The organism is Candidatus Hydrogenedentota bacterium (assembly GCA_035416745.1).
Taxonomy (GTDB): domain Bacteria; phylum Hydrogenedentota; class Hydrogenedentia; order Hydrogenedentales; family SLHB01; genus UBA2224.
Window position 1 is genome coordinate 1 of record DAOLNV010000023.1, and the last position, 20839, is coordinate 20839.

Below are 20839 nucleotides of genomic sequence, written 5' to 3' on the forward strand. Positions count from 1 at the left end.
TGCTCCGGGGATACCCAGGAATATTCCTGCGGCTTGCCGGCCGGCGGTTTGGCGCGAGAAATGCCTTTCCCAGGCTGTTGGGCATGCTGGGCGCAAAGGTTTCCCCATCACGCGCGACGAGGCGCTCAACGTCATGAAGGCGGTATCCGAGGTCAAGAAGGGCTCGCCCTCTTAACCGGCTTGAAACCACGGACCTGCCCGCGCGCGAACCGTTTGGAGCTGCCTTCTTCTCTATGCCGAAAGCGCGTGGGATTCGATATCCGCGATGAGCCTTTCGCCCAGAGCGAGCGCTTCTTTGGGAAACCTCCACTGCGCCGCGAGCCGGTCAGACACCAGTTCCCGCAGTTGCGGCAGCACCAGCATTTCGGCGGCGTGTTCACTCGACAACGAGCGCGCCAGGTAGGACTCTTCGTCGAAGGTATCGAAGAAACTCTGCAATCCGCGTTCCGCGTCCCCTCCCACTGCGCCAAAATCCTGGCCGTAAATGTGCATGGCCGAGCTGTAGTCCGCGTAGCTTCCCACGCGCACGTTGCGGCCGGACTTCGCCGCGATCTGCTTCGCCACGGCCTGTTGCAGGAAGGTGATGCCGATGACGTTGTCCGGCCATGCCTTGTACAAGTCGCGCGACCGCCACATGGTGTTCATATTGAGGACCAGGTTTCCGCCGGCGTCTTCCGGGCACCGCAACTGCACCTCGCGCAAGCACGGCACGTCTTCTTTCAGATAGGGATCAATGTTCGGCACCGACGTGGTCGCTACGGCCCGCCGCGAATAAGGTGTTTTCGCAATACGTTCGATGGCCATGGCCATCTGGTCCACCGTATCCCCGTTCACGTCCGGATGCGCAAACAGGCGCTGATGGTACGTATACGGCCATTCCTTCGCCGACAACTCGCCTGAGAGCGCCTCCTTCAGTTGCTCCATCGGCACGACCATGTGGTCTTTGATCCCCATGATCTCGGCAATATAGGTCCCAATCTCGCAGAACGACAGCGGCGGAAAACGCGGCTCGCCAAACGGATTCTGTACTTCGATGAGCACGCGGGCGTCACGGCTGGGCGGATCGATGTACGCGCCCTTGGCGTCCTTGCGGTCGTATTCCGTACGGATAGCCAGGCCGTGCTGCCACACCGCCTTCATGGCGCGGTAATGGGCCTGCGGAATGGTATCCGCCACGACGTGTAATGTCGGGATGCGTCCCTCGTTCCCGGTCTCCTGATTCATACGGCGGCTCCTCCCCCTGTGCGGTGCTGATGGCCTATCATAAGCACCCTCGTCACCCCTGGAAACCGATGCTGAACATGCGTTCGAGGTCGTAGTTGCTGTACGCGCGAAAGCCGATGAGCGTGGTCGTGTTCAGGAGACCATCGAGTTTCAGCATGTGCTCCGTCACGATGGCAGCAAGCTGGTCGTTCTCCCGTGCGCGGATGATGATGATCAGGTCCCAGTCGCCGGCGATCGAATACACTTCCGCAACGCCGTCGATCTTCAGAAGCTCCTGGGCCGTCTCGTTAATCCGGTCTCTCTTGACGCTGGCCAATACAAACGCATGTACCATGAATATCGCCTCCTGGTTGCATGAACGGCGCGGCAGCCCGCGGACTTGCCACGCCGGAAAGGTCGTCCTGCCCACAGGTATGGTAAGCGCATGGACATCCCGAGTCAACGCAGCGAATCGCAGACAAGCATGCTTGACCTGCAATGACCGGCAAGTACGCGGGTTCCACAACGGATAAGACATATTGACGGGCGGAAAAACTCACCCCCCGTTGCCGGGCCGCGCCGTTCTCCCCCGCCCTTCGGGTCTCTTTCGTCCCTGCGGTCCTGTTTCCCGCTGTCCGCGCTCAGGAGCCCTGAACGCTGTGTTCGACTGCAAACGCGATGCGCCAGCCGACCGGTCCGCTCCTCGGGGACTCGAGCATCACGCGCACGCAGCGGCCGTTCTGGCCAAAGCGCGTCGCAACATCCTCGGCATTCGCACTGACGCCGCGTACGGTCCATATGCCTTCAGCGGGCAGGACAATCCGCAGCTCATAGGGGTCCCCCGCGACCAACCGGCTTTCCCCCGCGAGAACGCACGCCGCGGCATCCCAGGTTTCGCCCTGCAGGTCGACGATACCCTGGGAGATGTGGCGGCTGGTGCTGATGACCCGGGGATGGGACGCCTCGGGCGCGAGCGCCAGAATCCGGCACGAGCCGGCCGGCACTTCCATCCGCAGCGCGCCGGAGAACGGCTCGATAAAATCGTTTGCCCAGAAGTCGAAACCCACGTATCGCACAGCTTTCGGGAGACCGAGTTTGTCGGCAGAGCACTCCATCGCGACGGCATTCTGCTGGTCCCAGTTGAACAGACCGGCCACGTCGCGGCGCTCGCCGCCGCGGTCGCCAGTAAGCAGCCAGATCGCGGGCAGTTCGCGCTCGAACAGGTCTACGGGCCGCGGACGCAGACCGTGGTTGGGCAGTATCCGCTTGAGAATGTCAAGCCGCTCCTTCGACAGGCCCGGCAACCAATCGCTGGCAACCGTCAACTGGCCGCTCAACGCCACCCACGAACAGAGCAACCGGGCGTGTTGAATGGGCATCGAGTCGCGCACGTAGACAGGGTCCGGGTCGTTGTACCACACCCGTCCGTGGAGAAAGTAGCGGTTGCTGCCGTGCCAGGGTCCCGCCTGCAGACTGTTCCAGTCCGCGCCATTGTCTGGACCGATCCGCATGGCATCGACCAAGCCAAAGCTCGCCCCCAATGTCCGCATGTTCTGGGAAACGTTGCACCCGAGGATAAACGCGTCTTCGCCCGCGGCCTCGCGCACCGTGCGCACACCGAGGCGGTAGGCTTCCACGGGCGTCATGGTTTCATCATGGAAGACGGCCTCGCCCAAGTCGTCTTCCCTGTAGGGATCGTTGATATAGAGCTGCTCGCCCGCCATACCGGAAAAGAGCGCATCGAGTTTGAAGTATTTGTACCCCCAATCGTTCGCAATCCGGCCAACGGTTTCGTTTAAGAAGCCCCGTGCCTCGGGGTGGGTCATGTCGAGGCTCCACCCGGCCCAATAGGCGTAATGGAGGCTCCCGCCGGGCCGTTTCACGAACCAGTCATGGCGGCTCTTCAGCGCAGGCGCCATGGGATCCCATGCAAACGGCATGATCCAGAGGCCGGGCATGAAGCCCAGCTCAGACAACCGTTCGGCGACGGGTTTCATGCCGCCGCCGTACGGGCCGGTTGCAGCAGGAGCAGTGAAATCCGCATGAGGGCCCCACCACCAGATGCGCTCTCGCTGCAGGGGCAGATCGGCGCGCTTGCCAAGGTATTCCTCCGGCTTGCCGCCAAGGTCCAGTTCCCGCGAATCCCGGGGCTGCCCCTGCCACTGGTCGTCAATCTGTATGAAATCGAAGCCAAAGGGTTTGAGCTTTTCTTTCGCAAACTCCGCCAGTTCGACAAGGTGCTTCTCATCGGACGCGCCGCCATGCGGGCTCGAGTACCACGTGCAATAGCCCGAGGGAATGGGAGGAAGCGAAATCCGGTAATACCTGGCTACAAGGTCCGCATACGCCTCGAGTCCCAGGCGGGCATCGCCGAAGTATCCCAATACCAGCAGCTCGGACTCCCCGCCCTTCTTCAGACCGCCGTAATCCACACGGGCACGCACCAGGACATGTCCGTCTTCAACGCCCGAGAATAGGACTCCGCTGCCGCGATCGTGCGTAACCCATCCCGCCACCACGCCCGCGCGCGTCTCGGGCTCGGCAACCGCGAGGAACGAGTAGCTGCCGGGATGCCCGCCGGGGGCGGTGAGACCCGCGGTGCCCAATGCCTTCAGCGACTCCGCCGGCCCAAGACCCAGCCGCGCCTCGAGGACATCCAGGCGGCGAACGGGTGTGTCAGGCGACTCGGCCATCGTTCGCTGCAGAAACACGAACGGACTCCCCGAAAACAGCGTGATCCGGCAGTGTTCTCCTGATGACTGGGTAATCTCCAGACCGTTCCCCTCGCCAAATGCCGGCACTTCGGCACGAAATGACGCGCAAGCTCCCCCGCCCCCCTCGACAGCCGCGTCGTCGACCGCCATGCGCCCGGACCGCTTGTCACGAATCGAGAATCGCCCCTCGGCAGCCCTGACACGCAGTTCGACATACTCATTCTGAAGAAGATGCGCGTCTATCTCATTTGCCTGGCCCAGCGCGCACAGTGCGGAAAGCAATGTCCACAACATCTCATTTCCTCCGGCAGGGGACGCATCTGCCCGCAGCCACGCCGCCGTGGCCCATGTCCCCGGTCCTCAAAACGTGCAGTCAGGCTGAAGGATATCGGCGAGTGCGAGACCGGCGAACCCGCTGGTCCGCACGAGTTCCTTAATGCCGTATGCTTTGCTGTTTTCCGGTTCGAGAAGAAAGGCGCAGTAGGCGTTCACGGCCTTCGCGACTTCTTCGTGCTTTTCCGTCCAGGGATAGGCCCACGTCAGGAGCGTCACGGCGCGCGGGCTGCGCTGCTGGTCCGCGCTTCGCAGTTTTCCCCACGACCCGTCCGGATTCTGGCGCTCGAGCATCCACTGCACGCTGGGTTCGAGCTCCCGGCGCATGGCCTGGCTCAGCGAGTCTTCCTTGAGCAAGAGGTCCGACGCAATGAAGGCCTCGGCGCAATACGACAAAGTATCGAGAGGCCATGAATCGAGGGTCTTCCCTGCCAGAGTGTAAGGAATCTCGCCATCGTCTTTGCGCGTCTTAAGCAACCACTTCACCGCGCCGAGGGCCAGTTGCCCGTATTCTGGATTGCTCGTGACCGCGTATAGCTCGGAAAAGAACGCGCCGCCGGTGGTGGCAGTCGCGATCGTGTACGGTTCGACGCTCAGCTTGCCCTGGTAATACCCGCAGCCGAGCGCGCCCGCGTCGCGGCCTTCCCGGATGACCCAGCTGTTCGCGGCTTCGCGCCCCAACCCCTGGGGATCCTCCGCGCAACCGTCTATCACGAACCGGGCCATGCGCTCCATGGCCCCGCGGTAGACGGCCTGGCGGTCCGCATCGGCCTCCTTGCAGATGACCGCCAACGCGTGGGCGGCCGTGCCCGCGTCGCCGAAATAGATGTTGCCCTGGGGCCCGAGGTCGGGCCAGTATCCGGCGTCTTCGCCCTTCGAGGTCTTCGTCATTTGTTGAATGGAGCAGAAAGTGTCGCACCAGCGCAGGGCCTCATCGAGATGCGCGCGGTTGCCCGTAATGCGGTACGACGCCATTAACACCCGGGCAAAGTTGCCGTTGATGAAGATCGATTCGGCGGTGTCATCGGTTCCCTTCAGTTGATGGCTGCCTACATCGAGACTCATGATCCAGGCACAAAGATCATCGAAATAGACGCGTACCCGCTGCCCCATGGCTTCATCGACAATTGCCGGCCGCCCGGCCTCCGTTACCTGAGTCCGCGCACGGCCGAACGCAAGCCCCGCGACCGTCCCCGCCGCCAATTGAAAAAATCTCCGTCTTTTCATTGTCATGCCTACTCCACCAGTTTGAAATTCCGCGGCCGTTTGTTGCGGAGAAAAGCACCGAATGCGAAAACGAGCGGGTGCATGGTCCTGACACCGCCCTGTCCCGTAAAAGCCGGGCTTCTCTCCATTCATGGCTTCCGGTACGGGGAGATTATCCACATCGGCCGGCTCGTTTTCGAGCCCTCTTCGGTACGAACGGAGACAGAAATGCCCGGCCGGGCAACAATCGCGCCGCACTCGCCGTTGGCGCCGAGGAGTGGTAACGCAATTACTCGGGAGGTTGAGGATCGTTGAAAGGACGTTTCCTGCGCACGTTGCCCTGCGGTTGGCTTTGACCCGCGTGTCTGCAGACCGCGTTGGCTCTGATTCAATACACCAGCGGGAAGGGCGTCAGGCGGTATTTGCGGCGCGGAGGTCGATCCCGCGCGTCGAAACATCGCTAAGCTCGCAGCGAAGTTCAGCGACACGGGCAGCAAACCACTCCGCGGAATGAGGCGGTTCGGCAAGCCGGTGATCGCGGAGGACGATCTCTTTGTCGGGGCGGAATTGCTGAAGAACGTACCGTTCCGCCCCGCGGATAGCGCGCGCAATGGCTGCGATGTGCTCCGGCTGGAAATACGGCAGCACCGTGGTGCGGAATTCATAGGGAAGGGACCCCTCGAGCAGACAGCCGATGCTCGCTTTCACGGCATCCAGCTCGACAGGACCGCCGCAGACCTCCTCGTAGAGAGGATACGGCGCTTTGACGTCCATGGCGACATAATCGAGAAGGTCCTGCTCGATGAGGCGTTTCAACACCTCGGGGCGGGTGCCGTTGGTATCGAGTTTTATGGCAAACCCGAGACGGCGTACCGTTCGAATGAAGCTCTCGAGGCCGGCTTGGATGGTGGGTTCGCCGCCTGTAAGGACCAGACCGTCGAGAAATCCCCTGCGGCGTTCAAGCATGGCCAGGACACCAACCTCGGCGATACGAGGGCTCCGGACGCCATCCAGCAAGATGCGGTTGTGGCAATAGGCGCAATTCATGGTACAGTCAGGCGTGAACACGACGGCCGAGACGCATCCCGGCCAGTCTACCGTCGACAGTCTCTGGAATCCGGCAATGTTCACGCCACGTTTTCCACTCCGGCCGGCGCCGCTTCGGCGGGCGCCGCAGCCGTTTCCTCGATAACCTCGCGCGGCACTTTGAACTTGCGCCGATCGAAGTATTCCTGCTTCTTGCCTTCGTTGTAGTTGTCGACGGGCCGCAGGTATCCGGTAACGCGCGACCAGACCTCGGTCTCGGAACCGCAGTCCGGACACCGGAAATGTTCGCCCCGGATATACCCGTGGTCCTGACAGATGCTGAAGGTCGGGGTCAGCGAGAGGTAGGGCAGCTTGAACCGTTGGAAGGCGCGCCGGACCAGGCATTTGCAGACTTCGATGTCCTCGATGCTCTCGCCAAGGTATGCATGCAATACGGTGCCGCCGGTATACATCGACTGGAGTTCGTCTTGAAGCTCAAGCGCCTCGAAGAGGTCGTCCGTATACCCCACGGGTAACTGGCTCGAGTTGGTGTAGTACGGGGTTCCTTCGCTGGCGGTGATGATGTCCGGGTAACGGGCCTTGTCGAGCCTGGCCAGGCGGTACGCGGTGCCTTCCGCGGGGGTGGCTTCGAGGTTGTACACGTGCCCGGTATCATTCTGAATCTCGACCAGCAGATCGCGGACGTATCCCAGTATCTCGGAGGCAAACTGCCGGCCCTCCGGAGACGCCACGTCCGTGCCCAGGAAGTTCAGCAGCGCCTCGTTCATCCCCAGAACGCCGATGGTGCTGAAATGATTGTGCCAGTACTCGCCCGTGCGTTCCTTCACCGTCTCGAGGTAGTGGGCCGAGTAAGGGTATAGACCCTGTTCAGTCTGTTGCTCGACGATCTTGCGTTTGATCTCCAGGGAGGTCTTGCCGACCTGCACCAGCCGCCAGAGGCGCATCTTGAACTCATCCATCGTCGTGGACAGATAACCAATCCGCGGCAGGTTGATGGTGAACACGCCAATTGAGCCCGTCAGGGGATTGCTCCCGAATAGTCCGCCGCCCCGCAACCGCAGTTCAGACGTATTGAGACGAAGGCGGCAGCACATCGAAACCGCATCCTCGGGCGACAACTCGGAGTTGATGTAGTTGGCGAAATAGGGAATGCCGTATTTGCCCGTGATGCGCATGAACGCGTTCACCGCGGGCGAATCCCAGTCAAAATCTTTCGTGATATTGATCGTGGGAATGGGAAACGTAAAAACGCGCCCTTTGGCGTCGCCTTCCTCCATCACCTCGCAGAACGCCTCGTTCAAGACGTCCATCTCGGCCTGAAAATCGCCGTACGTGGCGTCCATCACTTTGCCCCCGATGATCACCGCCTGCTCTTTGAGGGTCTTGGGCACCGTGAGGTCAAAGGTAAGGTTCGAGAACGGACACTGGAAACCGACGCGGGTCGGAACGTTAATGTTAAAGATGAACTCCTGTAGACATTGTTTGACCTGCTCGAAGGTCAGTCCGTCGTAGCGGATGAAGGGCGCGCAATAGGTGTCGAAACTGGACCATGCCTGAGCGCCCGCCGACTCGCCCTGAGTCGTAAACGTCGAGTTTACAATCTGCCCGAGAAACGACCGCAGATGCTTCGCGGGACGGCTCTCCACCTTGCCCGGGACGCCGCCGAACCCCATCATGAGGAGTTGCCGCAAATCCCAGCCCGCGCAGTAGGCGCCCAGCCACCCGAGGTCATGGATATGGGCGTCGCCGCTCTCGTGCGCTTCGCGCACCTCGACCGGGTAAACCTCGTGAAGCCAGTAGTTCTTTGTAAAGAACTCGCGGACGTAGTTGTTCAGGCCGTTGATGCTCTTCTGCATATTGGCGTTTTCTTTGATGCGCCAATCTCGGTCTCCCAGGTAATCCGAAAACATCTCAATGGTCGCGCCGATAAGGGCATTGAGATTGCGGGCTCCAGCCCGTTTTTCGCGGTAGAGTATGTAGGCTTTGGCGGTGCGGGCATGACCCTTCTCGATAAGAACTTTCTCGACAAGGTCTTGCACGCTCTCAACATCGGGTACGTTCCCGTTGAACCGCGCCTGCGCCATGCGCAAAACCTCGGCAGAAAGCTGTTCCGCCCGGCCGAAATCGTCGCCCCCACACGCCGAGGCGGCCTTGAAAATAGCCCACGTGATCTTCTCCGGATGAAACTTCTCGATCCTGCCGTCGCGTTTACGGATCCGCTCGAACATGCGCGCTTTCCTTTCCCCAAATGCGGAATGACTGCCTGTATGCGATTTCTATACTGACCCGCTGAGGCAAAAAGGCCCGAACGCTCCTCAGGCCCATGCGCTCCCCTCCCGGCTTTGCCGCCTACGTGTCTGGCCAAGGCATCGAGCGTCGTCCCCGGCCTGCTTCCTTCACCCTCTTGACGAGGGTTTTCCCCAATAACGACCGGCTGATTCACAGGTTCAGGCAGGTACGCTCACAGCGCAACCATTCGGGTTTTTAGCATAATTAACACTGCGCCGCACAACCTGTTTCAGCATCAAGTGTCTCTTTACACCACTGATAAAACTGCCTTGGCGATGGCACCACGCAGCAACTCCCCATGCCACATACTCGCCATGAACCACAGTATATAGGGGTACACCCGTCTTGTCAATACAAAATATAAGCCCGGAAAGAAACCTGATTCAAGGCCCAAAAGCCCGCCAATTCTCGTAACATACTGTAATCAGTACGATTACAAAAGATTAACAGGCTGGTTTTTATTGTTATTATTGAGTTGAAGAAATTTCATGACACTCTCACGGGCCCGGCTCCTTGCGAAAACACTGCCGCGAAAGACAGGATCGTGAGCAAGACGCTTGCTCCACATCGAAGAAATGCACGCAAGACGCTTGCGATGCCGTGCTCGCGGGAGGCGGCGGTCCCACAAGCGGAGAAGGCAAAAATACGCGCCCCTGTTGCCGGCCCGCGCAGACGCGCAATCGAACATTATTCGTGGTGGAAAAGATCGGGCTCGGGCGGCGCGATGCACTACCGTACATCTCGCCGCCGCAAACTCGCAATCATTGCCCGGAAGTGTTGACTTTCAGGGAGGTCATCGGCTATCCCATAGCGGGATGAGAAACTGGCGTTCCGCGGGCCGCATCGAATAGAACACGGGTAGGCGTGTAGGTTAACAGAGTGAGGCAGCCGCGGGTCTTCCGCCGGAAGTGGCCGGGTCTGTTCAGCGCGCATCCCCACGCGCTTCTTGTCTCCTTAACAGGCAAAAGGACCTGTCGTGGACTGGTATTACATTCGAGGGACCGAACAAACCGGCCCCGTGCCGGATTCGACGCTGGCCGACCTCGCGCTTCGCGGCGAGATCACGCCGGAAACTCTGCTCTGGCGCGCGGGGATGCAGGACTGGGCTCCGGCCCGCATTGCAGCTCCGGAACTGACGGCGGCCGTCAGCGCGCCCGACGGCGCCTCGGCCTACGGGAGCGCCGGGTTCGATGCGCCCACGGCGCAATGCATGGTATGCGGCACCATATACCCGGCTGAAGAGGTCATATACATAGGCCAGCACTTGGTCTGCGCGGCCTGTAAACCGCTGTATCTGCAGCGCCTGCGCGAGGGTGTGCCCCTGACGGGCGCACAGGAAGTGCGGTTTGGCGGATTCTGGCCCCGGCTTGCGGCCAAGATCATCGACGGGATCATCTTGGCGCCCGCATCGTTCGTCTTGATGCTCGTGTTGGGATTCCTGATGGTGGGGACCACGGGCGAATCCGAGCCCAATCCATTTCTTTTTGTTGGGTACCAAGTCCTGATGAACGGGGTGATGTGGGGGATAAACATGGTCTACGTGACATTGTTTGTTGGCCGTTTCGGCGCTACGCCGGGCAAGATGGTATGCCGTCTGCGGGTGGTAACGGCGGACATGCAGGAGATGACCTATCTCCGGGCATTTGCCCGTTTCTGGGGCGAATTCGTCACGGGCATGACGTTTGGGATAGGCTACATCATCGCGGCGTTCGACAGCGAGAAGCGCGCGCTGCACGATTACATCTGCAACACGCGGGTGATAGGGACCTAATCAGAAGACGATCATGGCCGATACCTTATTGACATGCCTTGACTGCGGCGTTCCTCTGCCGGAGCCTTCCGAAACGGTCACGGGACCCCGCCAGTGTCCCCATTGCAGCGCTTATTACGAGCTCGCCACATTTCCCGCACTGTTCCGGCAACATGGCGCGGGCATTCCCGCTGAGAACGTGATGGCGGAGGGCGAGAGCAGCTGCTTGTACCACCCGGCGAAAAAAGCCAGCGTAGTATGCAATGAGTGCGGCGCCTTCTTGTGCACATTGTGCGATATTGATTTCGAGGGGAACCACATTTGCCCCAGATGTCTTACGCGCCGAGAATATGAAACAGGGCCGGGATTGCTCCTGCCCGAGACGACCCGGTACGAGAGCATCGCGTTTCACCTGGCTGTCTGGCCGCTGTTTTTCACGTTTCTGTGTGTGCCCTATGTCATGCTGTTTACAGCGCCTCTTGTGTTGTACCTGGTTGTCAGGCATTGGAACGTTTCGCGGCTGCCCGATGGCAGTCCCAGCGCCGCCATGAGCGCGGCGGCGATCCTCGCCGGACTGGAGCTATTGCTTGCCCTTGGCGCGATTCTGGTGACGATGCTGGCGTTCTTGCCGTTGTTTGGGTTAGAGGATATAGGCGTGTAATGAGTCTGCCGGTTGAAAGAGCGTATCGGCGGCTGGGCCGGGGCACCGATGCCTGGCTGGGGCCCGAACATTTGCTGTATTTCAGACGGCAGCTGTTTTCTCAGCATGCCAAACGTTTTGCGTATGGCGACATCCAGGCCATAACGCTCCGGCAGACGCGGCGCTACGTTCGGTGGCACGCGCTTCTGCTCACGCTGGCTTTTGCCTGCTCGCTGCCCATGATTGCGGCTCAGGTAAAGAGCGCTTCCCCCTGGGCCGTGGGGATTCTGGCGCTTCCGTCCCTGGCGCTCCTCGCCGGTTCGCTGGTGCATTGGCGGCGGGGTCCGACGTGCGCCTTCCATGTCCGCACGGCAGTTCAGATCGAGGAAATACGGTCGCTGCGGCGGCTTCGGACCGCCCGGGAGGCGTTTCATCTGTTACGGCGGGAGATCGCGCGCGTGCAACAGACCGATGGAACCGCGCCTCTTGCGGAAACGGACATGCCGGCCTGGTATGCGGGCCCCGAAGCCGCCGAACCCGCCAGACCCGTGCTGGAACGGCGCGCGCCGCAACGCCGCGACTACAACGGGTGGGCCCATGCGCTGCTTTTCATTTCGCTGTTGCTCAGCACCGTAATCAGCGCGGTGGTGCTTATTCAACTGGATCGCCTGGTATACACGCTGGCGGTGATCAATTTGGCGATGATCGTGGGGTCTCTTGTAGGGGCTCTGGTGATGCAACACACGCGGCACGTGACAAACGAACTCCGGGTCATGGGCTGGGTATGCACCGCCTACCTGGTCGTCAGCAAGGTCGTCTCCGGTTCCGTCACACCAAACGAATTCTTTCAGTTCCTCTTCTTCACGGGAGAGATGAACGTATGGGAGCACGAAGGGTTCCTGACCAACATTATCATTACGATGACCATCGAGCTGGCGCTCTCGCTATTCGGGTTCTATTTTCTAGCGCAGTTCCGCGGCCGAAGCCGGAAAAGACCGGAGACAGGCGGGCCGGCCATGCGCGAGACGTATCCCGCCCACGAGCCGCTGGAGGAAACCGGCGAGGAGGAGCAACCGTAACTCATGGTGGACCTGGTTCATCAGCGTTGTTTCAACCACGCGATGCGCGAGGCCGCTGCGCAATGCCTCGAGTGCGGCCGCTTTTACTGCCGGGAATGCATTACCGAGCATGAAGGCCGCATTTTGTGCGCGAAATGCATTGAGGGCCTGCATGTCTCGGAACCGCAAAGCCGGTTTTTCGTCACGGTACCATTACAAGGCCTTCAGCTTGCGGCGGGCATTGCCCTGACATGGCTGCTCGCGTATGGACTGGGCCGGGCGCTGATCTCGATTCCATCGTCGTTTCACGATGGCACTCTGCTCCGGTCGTCATGGTGGGAGAACTTGTGAGGCTCGACAGACAGACAGGCATCGAGCGAGGCGGCATCGCCCTCACGGAAGAGGCGCTGCATCTGGTGCGCTCGGCGCCGCCCGCTTGCCTGGTTGCCTACTATCTCGGTTCGATACCGTTCGTGATGACGCTGCTGTATTTCTGGGCGGACATGAGCTACAGCGCGTATGCGCACTACCACCGGGCTTCGGGCGCGCTGTTTGTCGCCGTTGCTTTCGCATGGATGAAGGCGTGGCAAACGGTGTATGCGCGCCGATTGCTGGCCCTTGTGCGGGAAGAACCCGCGCCGCAATGGTCGTTCAGACGCCTCATGCATCTCACCGCGACCCAGGCTTTTCTTCACGCGGCGGGATTCCTCATGCTGATCCCCTCGCTTCTCACGGTCATTCCGTTCCTGTATGTCTACGGATTCCTCCAAAACATCTCCATTCTGGGCGACGGCGAACACCGGAGCGTCTCCGCGCTGTCCCAGCAGTCGTGGGAACACGCAAAACAATGGCCTCAGCAGAGCTTTTTCGTGATTTGGCTGTTGAGCCCGGTCCTGGTCTTGGTGGGGCTCCTGGCCTACCTTGTGTTGCTGCCGGTCTTCACGGCCACGGTCCCGGAATCGTGGACCTTCTTGTACAGCGTGCTTTTTCGGCTCTCGCTGTTGATTCTGTGCCCGCTCGGGTTCGCGGTCACGCTGAATCTCGAGATCGTGCTCGTGCTTATTCCTGAATTGGGCCGCATGTTCCTGGGGATTCAGAGCACTTCATTGCAGAGCGGGTTGATGTATGACAGCACCTTGATGAGCGCCGCGGTGGGCGGCATGGCCTATCTTCTTATGGACCCCTTGGTAAAAGCGGCGTTTGTGCTGCGGTGTTTCTACTGGGAATCCCGCGAGACCGGCGCCGATCTACGGGTTGCGCTGCGGCGAATCGTTCGCACAGGATGCCTGGTGCTGGTCGCGGGTCTGGCCGTGCTGTGCGCCGCCGGACCGGCCCGCGCGCAGGAAAACCCCGCCCCGCAAGAGGAGGCGGAAGCCGAACTCTCGGTTGATGCGGACACGTTGGAGCGCGCCATCGCCGAGACCCTTGAACACGACATCTACCGCTGGCGCCAGCCCCGGGTGACCCCCGAGCACAGTGAGGAAAACGACGCGCTCGCACCGGTGCGGGAAGCGATTCTGAATTTCTTCAAGCGATTGCGAGATATGCTCCAGAAGGCGGTCGAGGCAATCGCGCGATTCATCCGCTGGCTGATTCCCGATGCGCCTCCCAATCTGCGCGGGTCTTTCGGATGGCTGGGCGGGGCCCGGTTTCTGTTGACAGCCTTGCTGATAGTGCTCCTTGTGGCGTTGGTCTTCTTCTTGGTCATGCTGGTGTTCCGGTCGTGGCGCTTGAAGGCCCGGGAGGAAACGGAGGCTATCGCGGTCGAGGTGGACATCGAGGACGAGAACGTATCGGCCGCCGACCTTCCCGAGAGCGGGTGGCTGGCCATGGCGCGCGATTTTCTCGATAAGAACGAACCGCGGCTGGCGTTGCGGGCCCTGTTTCTCGGCGGATTGGCCCTTCTGGGCCGCACGAATTTCATCCGTATCGCGAAGGGCAAGTCCAACCGCGAATACCAGCGCGAGTTGGCGCGGAGGGCGCATGCGGCGCCCGGCCTCCTGGAAACGTTTTCCGACGGCATGTCCGTGTTCGAAAGTGTGTGGTATGGCACCCGGCGCGTGACGCCGCCGGATGTGCTTCAGTTCGCCGAGAAACAGGACCGTTTGCGACGTTATGTGGAACCGGAATAGGACCTTTGCGGCCATCGGACTCGTCCTCGCGGCGAGTTTTGTCGGGGGACTCCTGCATCTGTTGGCCCTGCGCGCTGAGACGGGTACTTTTTATCCGCGCTACTCGACGTTTAGGGCGGATCCGCTGGGCGCGAGGGCCTTCTTCGAGAGCATGCAGGCGCTGCCCGGCCTCCATGTTGATCGCAATCTCGCCCCGATTCGGACACTGGGCGCACAGCGCAGCGCGACCTGCCTCTTCTTAGGCGACAGCCCTGGCGGCGAGCTTCCGGAATCCGTGTTCGAGATGGTCGAGGAAATCCCGAGCCGCGGCGGACGCCTCGTCATAGCCTTCGCGCCGGAAGCCCAGGAGGGGATGTGGGAACAAATCGACCGCGAGACCGAGGAAGCTATCGAGAAGGACAAAAAAGCTGCCAAGGAAAAAGATAAGGCCAAGGAAGAGAACGATAACGGCGAGGCTGCGGCAAAGGAGGGCCCCGAACAACAAGCGGCTGCCCCGGAAGACGAGCCCGAAACAGTTGAGGAAAGCCCCGAGACGGCGCCGCACACCGAAAAGCCCGCGCCGGCGGAGACGTCTGAGCAACCCGCGAAGGCAGAAGGCTCAACGGAAGAGTCCGGCAAGAACGGCTCCGAAGAGGAAAAGGAACCGCCGAAGCGCGAGTATGCGAAATACGTTTCGGTCGAGGAACGCTGGGGAGCCGGCATCACCTACACGAGCCTCGAACCGGATGGGCATGGCGGATACACGCCGCTCACGGCGGAACGTCAATGTGACGACGCGATTCTCCCTGAAAGCCTCGCATGGCACAGCGCCATGTATTTCAAGAATGTCAGCGACACATGGCGGACAATCTACGCGGTCGACACCCGCCCCGTCGCCATCGAGCGCGATTACGGCATGGGAACGATCGTATTCCTCTCGGACTCGTTTCCGTTCAGTAACGAGGCCCTGCGGCAAGCGCCGCATCCCGGGCTCCTGGCGTGGGTGGTGGGAAGCAGCCGGCGGGTGATATTTGATGAGACGCATCTGGGCATCCAGGAAGGGTCAGGGGTTATGGTATTGGCCCGGCAATACCGCATGCACGGCCTGTTCATCGGGCTGGCGGTCCTGGCCCTGTTGTATGTATGGAAGAGCACGTGCCCGCTGACGCCCCGGTACGAAGCCCGCGGCGAGGGAAACGTGGTCGTGCAAGCGCAGGGCCGCGACGCCCTCTCCGGGCTCGCAAACCTCTTGAAACGAAGCATTCCCACACGCGAACTCCTGGATGTCTGCCTGACGGAATGGCGTCAGGCCTTCGGGCGGTCGCCAAAGAATGCAAAGAGACTGGAAGCCGCCGAGAGGATTGCCGCACGGACGCCCAAGACGCCCCTTGCCGGCGCCGACACCGTCGAGGCTTACCAGAACATCGTCGCGGTTCTTTCCAAACGCGGTCAATAAACGCAAGGAGATAGCGGAAGTGAGTGCGGAACTAACGGAAGTGACATCGGTGCTGCAACAGGCGAAGACCGAAGTGAGCAAGATCATCATCGGGCAGCAGGAGGTGGTCGAGCGCGCGCTCATCACCATCTTCACCAACAGCCATGCCCTTGTCGAAGGCGTGCCGGGCGTCGCAAAAACCTTGCTGGTGCGCACGCTCGCGTGCGTCCTGGGATGCGATTTCGCCCGCATACAATTCACGCCGGACCTGATGCCGACCGACATTACCGGCACCAATGTCTTCAATTTCCAGCGCAACGAGTTCACGTTGGTGAAGGGACCGGTCTTCACCACGTTTCTGCTGGCCGACGAGATTAACCGGGCCCCGGCCAAGACCCAGTCCGCGCTGTTGCAGGCCATGCAGGAACGCACGGTTACGATTGATCGCCAAACCCACGCCCTTTCGCCCGAATTCACGGTGTTCGCCACGCAGAACCCCATCGAGTACGAGGGAACCTATCCCCTTCCGGAAGCCCAGAAGGACCGGTTTGAACTGAAAATAACCATGACGCCGCCGGAGCGCGGCGAAGAAATCGAGCTGGGACGCCGCATGCTCGGAGACGATGCCCCCGAAACGGCCCTGGCGCGCGGCGCCGCCCAGAAGGTCATCGAAATCGCCGAGCTTCCGCGGTTGCGCAAGGCGCTGCAGACGATCACCGTGCGCGACGAGCTGCTCGCCTACATCGTGGACATCGTGCGGACCACGCGAAGCCATGAAACGGTGCTGGTGGGGGCCAGTCCGCGCGCCACCCAGGCCCTGATTCTCACGGCTCGCGTGCAGGCCGCCCTGGATGGACGCGACTATGCCACGCCGGATGATATCAAGGACATGGCGTATCCGGTTCTCGAGCATCGCCTGATCTTGCGCCCCGAATACGAGATCGAGGGGCTTACTGTACGCGAAGTGGTCCAGCGCATCCTGCAGGAGGTCGCGGTACCCCGATGATCGTGCCGCAAAACAGACTGCTTTTCTGGGCGGGAGTGGTTCTTGTGCCGTTCCTGTTCCTGGCCATTGCCTTCGGACCCGGCGCCTCGATGGCGCTGCCCGGCGTTGGGAGGCTCGAGGAAGTGGCGGGACCGGTGTCATGGACCATTATCGGGATCTTCGCCGTGTTAGCCGCCCTGGATGCAGTCCTGGCCCTGAACCGGCTGGACAACGTCTCGGCGGCGTGCCCGGAAGTGGTGCGGTTCTCGAAAGGGCGCGAGGGCGAAATCCCCATCCTGATTGCCAACGCTCCCGGCCGCATTCGCCGCGTCCGCCTGGGTATCCCGCTCCCCCGTTCGTTTCGTTGCGAGAAGGAAGATGTCCGGGCGCGCCTGCCCGAAGGCGGCGGTACGAGCCAAATCACGTGGCCGTGCACGCCTCTCGAACGCGGCAACTACCGTCTTGACGCCGTGTATCTCGAAACCGCTTCGATGCTTGGATTCTGGGCCGTCCGGCGGACCACGCCGACGCGAACCGAGCTCCGGGTATACCCCAACCTCCAACAGGAACGCCGGAATCTGGCCGCGTTGTTCCTCAACCGGGGGACGTTGGGAGTCCACGCGCAACGCCAGGTGGGCAAAGGCCGTGAATTCGAGAAACTCCGCGAATACCAGCCCGGCGACAGCTATGAGGACATCCATTGGAAAGCCACGGCCAAACGCGGTCATCCCATCACCAAGACGTATCAACTCGAGCGCACGCAGGAAGTGTATGTCGTGGTGGATGCGTCGCGCCTGAGCGCGCGGGTGACGCCTCCCCGGCCCGAGGTTCCGCGGGAAATGGCCGACCGCTCGCAGCTCGAACGGTTCCTGACGGCCAGCCTTGTCCTGGGGCTCGCGGCCGAACGCCAGGGCGACCTCTTCGGCACGCTGGTCTACAGCGACCGCGTTGACGCATTTGTGCGCGCCAAGAACGGCAAACCCCATTACAGCGCCTGCCGCGACGCGATTTACGCCATGGAGCCCCGGGTGGTGAACCCCGATTTCGAGGAACTTGGCGCGTTCATACGCCTGCGCATGCGCCGCCGGGCACTGCTCGTGTTTCTCACTAACCTGGACGACCCTGTGCTGGCGGAGAGTTTCCTGCGCATGGTGGATCTGGTCGGCCGCCACCATCTTCTCATGGTGATGATGATCAATCCGCCCGGCGTACAGCCCATTTTCTCGGACTCGGCCGTGCGCGAGCCTGAAGACCTGTACAAAGAATTGGCGGGGCACATGTATTGGCATGATTTGCGGGAATTCGAGCGGAGCCTTTACCGGCGCGGCGCATCGCTCCACCTCGTCCGCAACGAGAAGCTGTGCACGGAACTGGTGACGCAGTACATGAGCATCAAGCAGAGGCAAGTGCTGTGATTATCGATTTGGAACGGTTCATTACCGAAGAACGGCCGCGATGGAACGAGTTGGAGCGGCTCCTCGACCAATTGGCAAATGACGCGGCCTACCGCGTCAACGTGGCGGCCGCGCGCCGGTTCCACTACCTGTACCAGCGCACTTCGAGCGATCTGGTCAAGCTGGGCACCTATGGCGCCGAACCGGAACTGGTGCATTATCTCGAGTCTCTGGTGGCCCGCGCGTACGGGGAGATCCACGAGACGCGCGCGCGTCCGCACCGCCTGGCTATCTGGCATTGGTTCCGCAACGTGCTGCCCCAGACGTTCCGGCGCCATGCAGGGGCGTTCTACCTCTCGCTGGGCATCACCCTGCTGGGGAGCTTCATCGGCAGCGTGTTTGTGCTGAATCCCGAGGGGAAACGGACCTTACTTCCCTATGCACACCTCCAGATAGATCCCGCGGAACGGATCGAAGCCGAGCGCGAGATGTACGAACGGGCGGGCGAGGAGGGGTGGGACCCCCTGGCGGGCGCAAAGGCCCAGGGAACGGCCTTCTACATCATCAACAACACTCGGGTATCATTCATCACGATGGCCCTCGGGATGACGTGGGGCATTGGCACCATCGCGGTATTGTTCGGCAACGGCGTGCTGATGGGCGCGGTATGCATGGATTATGTCCGCGCCGGTGAGGGCGTTTTCCTGACCGGGTGGCTTTTGCCCCATGGCGCGACCGAGATCCCTGCCATCCTCATCGCGGGCCAGGCAGGGTTCTTGCTCGCACAAGCGCTTATCGGCTGGGGAACGCGCGCCCCCCTCCGAGAACGCCTGCGCGCCACCGGGCCGGACGTCGTGACGCTGATCGGATGCGTGACGCTCTTGCTGGTCTGGGCCGGGTTCGTCGAGGCCTATCTCTCGCAGTACCATTTCGTCGTTCCGTTCTGGCTGAAGATCGCGTTCGGGATGGCCGAGCTGGTTCTTCTGTTCATGTACCTGTTCTTGTCCGGAAGGGCGAACGAGCGAGGGAAAGACGATACGGCCGATTCGGACCGGCGCGGCGCCCCAGGTGCCTCATGAGCAGGTATGACGCGCAAAGAATGGTTATTCGGACTCCCGAGGGGGTGGAATTCGGGCTGCTGCTGGCGGGACCGATCTCGCGTTTCCTGGCATGGCTGATTGATACGGTCTGCCTGGCTTTCGCCGCGATCATACTGTCGATTCTGGTGAGCGCGCTCATTCCGATTCATAGCGATATAGTGGCCGCGTTGTCTGCCCTTCTTTTGTACGCCCTCTTTACCGGTTACCGGATTGTCTGCGAGTGGTTCTTGCGCGGGCAGACGATCGGCAAGCGATTGCTGCGTCTGCGGGTTATCGACGCCCAAGGCCTTCGCCTGGGATTCAGCCAGGTCGTGATCCGCAACCTGCTCCGTTTCGCCGATGCCCTCCCCTTCCTCTATTTCGTGGGAGGTCTTCTGTGCGTCGTGTCCAAACGGTGCCAGCGTTTGGGGGACTTGGCGGCAAACACCGTCGTGGTGCGTGAGGACACTTTCGCGACCCCCAATCTCGACCGGGCGCTGCCCGATAAATTCAACTCCTTGAAAAGTTATCCCCACCTGGCGGCCCGGCTGCGTCAGCGAGTGACGCCCGAGGCGGCTAAACTGGCCCTCCAGGCCCTCCAACGCAGGGAGATGTTGAGCCCCGGGGCCCGCGTCTCTCTGTTTGCCGAGTTGGCCGAGTTCTTCCGCTCTCTGGCGCCCTACCCGGAAGACGCGACATTCGGAATGACTGACGAAACGTACGTCCGGAATGTGGTAGACGTGGTATTTGGCGAACGGAAGCCCGTCATCCGAAGCATGAAACGCGCCGCCGGCACGGAAGAGGCCGGGAAAGACAGTAATAAAGCCGGACTGGATCAGACAGGATAACGAGGCAGTCCGGATTCGATTTTCAGCCGGCCATCCCCGTTCCGCATCCGCGAAAGACTTCGACATGTAACCGTTCGGGACAGACCACGCGATTCTGCCCCGCAAAACCTTGGGGCCGTGACCCGTCCGTGATCTTGACAGCCACTCAAACCCTTGATATTGTGCCAGTTTCGACAGAACCGGACCCGTGGGTGGAGCGCAAATCCCGGGGATTCCTGGCACGGGGCAACGGCTAAACGAGGGAGTGGGTCATGGCGAAAAGCGAATCCATCCAGGCCGCGGTGATTATGGGCAGTAAATCGGACTGGGAGACCATGCGTCCGGCCTCGGAAACGCTCAAGGAGTTCGGTATCGCTCACGAATGCCGCGTGCTTTCGGCTCATCGCACGCCCGAGGCCCTGGTCGAGTTTCTGCGCTCCGCGGAAGAACGCGGCTGCCAGGTGTTCATTGCGGGTGCGGGCGGCGCCGCGCATCTGGCGGGCGTCGTGGCATCAAAGACGCTCAAACCGGTATTTGGCGTGCCCATCGAGAGCAAGCTTCAGGGCCTGGATTCGCTCCTGTCGACGGTGCAGATGCCTGCGGGCATCCCCGTGGGCACCCTGGCCATCGGGCCGGGGGGGGCCACGAATGCTGCGCTGCTCGCTACCGCTGTCTTGGCCCTGCAACAGCCCGAACTGACTGAGAAGCTCCAGGCATACCGCCACGAACTCGCGAAAAAGGTGTCGGAGTCTATACTCGACTAAGGGC

The 20839-nt window shown here is 61.3% G+C and carries 17 protein-coding genes; 11 read left to right on the forward strand and 6 right to left on the reverse strand.

Translation table 11 applies throughout. The annotated features are described in order from the left end of the window. Positions 1-231: 231 nt before the first annotated feature. The 6 genes from PLJ71_09440 to PLJ71_09465 form a co-directional block, all read right to left on the reverse strand. Positions 232-1224, reverse strand: coding sequence for a thymidylate synthase (locus PLJ71_09440; GenBank protein HQM48901.1), 993 nt, complete (start codon positions 1222-1224; stop codon positions 232-234). Between the two features lie 52 nt (positions 1225-1276). Beyond that, complete coding sequence (locus PLJ71_09445; protein ID HQM48902.1) at positions 1277-1558, reverse strand: Lrp/AsnC ligand binding domain-containing protein; 282 nt, start codon at positions 1556-1558, stop codon at positions 1277-1279. 286 nt (positions 1559-1844) lie between these two features. After that, complete coding sequence (locus tag PLJ71_09450; GenBank protein HQM48903.1) at positions 1845-4211, reverse strand: alpha-galactosidase; 2367 nt, start codon at positions 4209-4211, stop codon at positions 1845-1847. A gap of 66 nt (positions 4212-4277) precedes the next feature. Continuing rightward, complete coding sequence (locus PLJ71_09455; protein HQM48904.1) at positions 4278-5477, reverse strand: hypothetical protein; 1200 nt, start codon at positions 5475-5477, stop codon at positions 4278-4280. Positions 5478-5867: 390 nt separating this feature from the next. Continuing rightward, a complete protein-coding gene (locus PLJ71_09460) occupies positions 5868-6587 on the reverse strand; it encodes an anaerobic ribonucleoside-triphosphate reductase activating protein (GenBank protein ID HQM48905.1) in 720 nt (239 codons plus the stop codon). Continuing rightward, the gene (locus PLJ71_09465; protein HQM48906.1) at positions 6584-8731 is read right to left on the reverse strand and encodes a ribonucleoside triphosphate reductase; all 2148 of its coding nucleotides are present in this window, start codon (positions 8729-8731) and stop codon (positions 6584-6586) included. Before PLJ71_09465 ends, PLJ71_09460 begins: the two co-directional genes overlap by 4 nt. 1037 nt (positions 8732-9768) lie before the next feature. Here PLJ71_09465 and PLJ71_09470 point away from each other — a divergent pair. The 11 genes from PLJ71_09470 (at position 9769) to purE (ending at position 20835) form a co-directional block, all read left to right on the forward strand. Then, complete coding sequence (locus tag PLJ71_09470) at positions 9769-10563, forward strand: RDD family protein (GenBank protein HQM48907.1); 795 nt, start codon at positions 9769-9771, stop codon at positions 10561-10563. Positions 10564-10576: 13 nt separating this feature from the next. After that, the gene (locus PLJ71_09475; protein HQM48908.1) at positions 10577-11203 is read left to right on the forward strand and encodes a hypothetical protein; all 627 of its coding nucleotides are present in this window, start codon (positions 10577-10579) and stop codon (positions 11201-11203) included. Further along, entirely contained in the window at positions 11203-12261 is a 1059-nt protein-coding gene (locus PLJ71_09480) for a hypothetical protein (protein ID HQM48909.1), read from the forward strand. Before PLJ71_09475 ends, PLJ71_09480 begins: the two co-directional genes overlap by 1 nt. A 3-nt stretch (positions 12262-12264) precedes the next feature. After that, positions 12265-12591 (forward strand): rhomboid family protein, encoded by a 327-nt coding sequence (locus PLJ71_09485; GenBank protein ID HQM48910.1) that lies wholly within the window; start codon positions 12265-12267, stop codon positions 12589-12591. Next, on the forward strand, positions 12588-14372 hold the full coding sequence (locus tag PLJ71_09490) for a hypothetical protein (GenBank protein ID HQM48911.1): 1785 nt from the start codon (positions 12588-12590) through the stop codon (positions 14370-14372). Before PLJ71_09485 ends, PLJ71_09490 begins: the two co-directional genes overlap by 4 nt. After that, positions 14356-15807, forward strand: coding sequence for a DUF4350 domain-containing protein (locus tag PLJ71_09495; GenBank protein ID HQM48912.1), 1452 nt, complete (start codon positions 14356-14358; stop codon positions 15805-15807). The genes PLJ71_09490 and PLJ71_09495 overlap by 17 nt, the downstream gene beginning before the upstream one ends. A gap of 19 nt (positions 15808-15826) precedes the next feature. After that, a complete protein-coding gene (locus tag PLJ71_09500) occupies positions 15827-16792 on the forward strand; it encodes a MoxR family ATPase (GenBank protein ID HQM48913.1) in 966 nt (321 codons plus the stop codon). Beyond that, positions 16789-18186 carry a DUF58 domain-containing protein gene (locus PLJ71_09505; GenBank protein HQM48914.1) on the forward strand — a complete coding sequence of 466 codons (1398 nt, stop codon included), beginning with the start codon at positions 16789-16791 and terminating at the stop codon, positions 18184-18186. Before PLJ71_09500 ends, PLJ71_09505 begins: the two co-directional genes overlap by 4 nt. Continuing rightward, on the forward strand, positions 18183-19244 hold the full coding sequence (locus tag PLJ71_09510) for a stage II sporulation protein M (GenBank protein ID HQM48915.1): 1062 nt from the start codon (positions 18183-18185) through the stop codon (positions 19242-19244). Before PLJ71_09505 ends, PLJ71_09510 begins: the two co-directional genes overlap by 4 nt. 20 nt (positions 19245-19264) lie before the next feature. Then, positions 19265-20092 (forward strand): RDD family protein, encoded by an 828-nt coding sequence (locus tag PLJ71_09515; protein ID HQM48916.1) that lies wholly within the window; start codon positions 19265-19267, stop codon positions 20090-20092. A 251-nt stretch (positions 20093-20343) separates the two neighbouring features. Beyond that, positions 20344-20835, forward strand: coding sequence for a 5-(carboxyamino)imidazole ribonucleotide mutase (gene purE, locus PLJ71_09520; protein ID HQM48917.1), 492 nt, complete (start codon positions 20344-20346; stop codon positions 20833-20835). Positions 20836-20839: the final 4 nt, after the last annotated feature.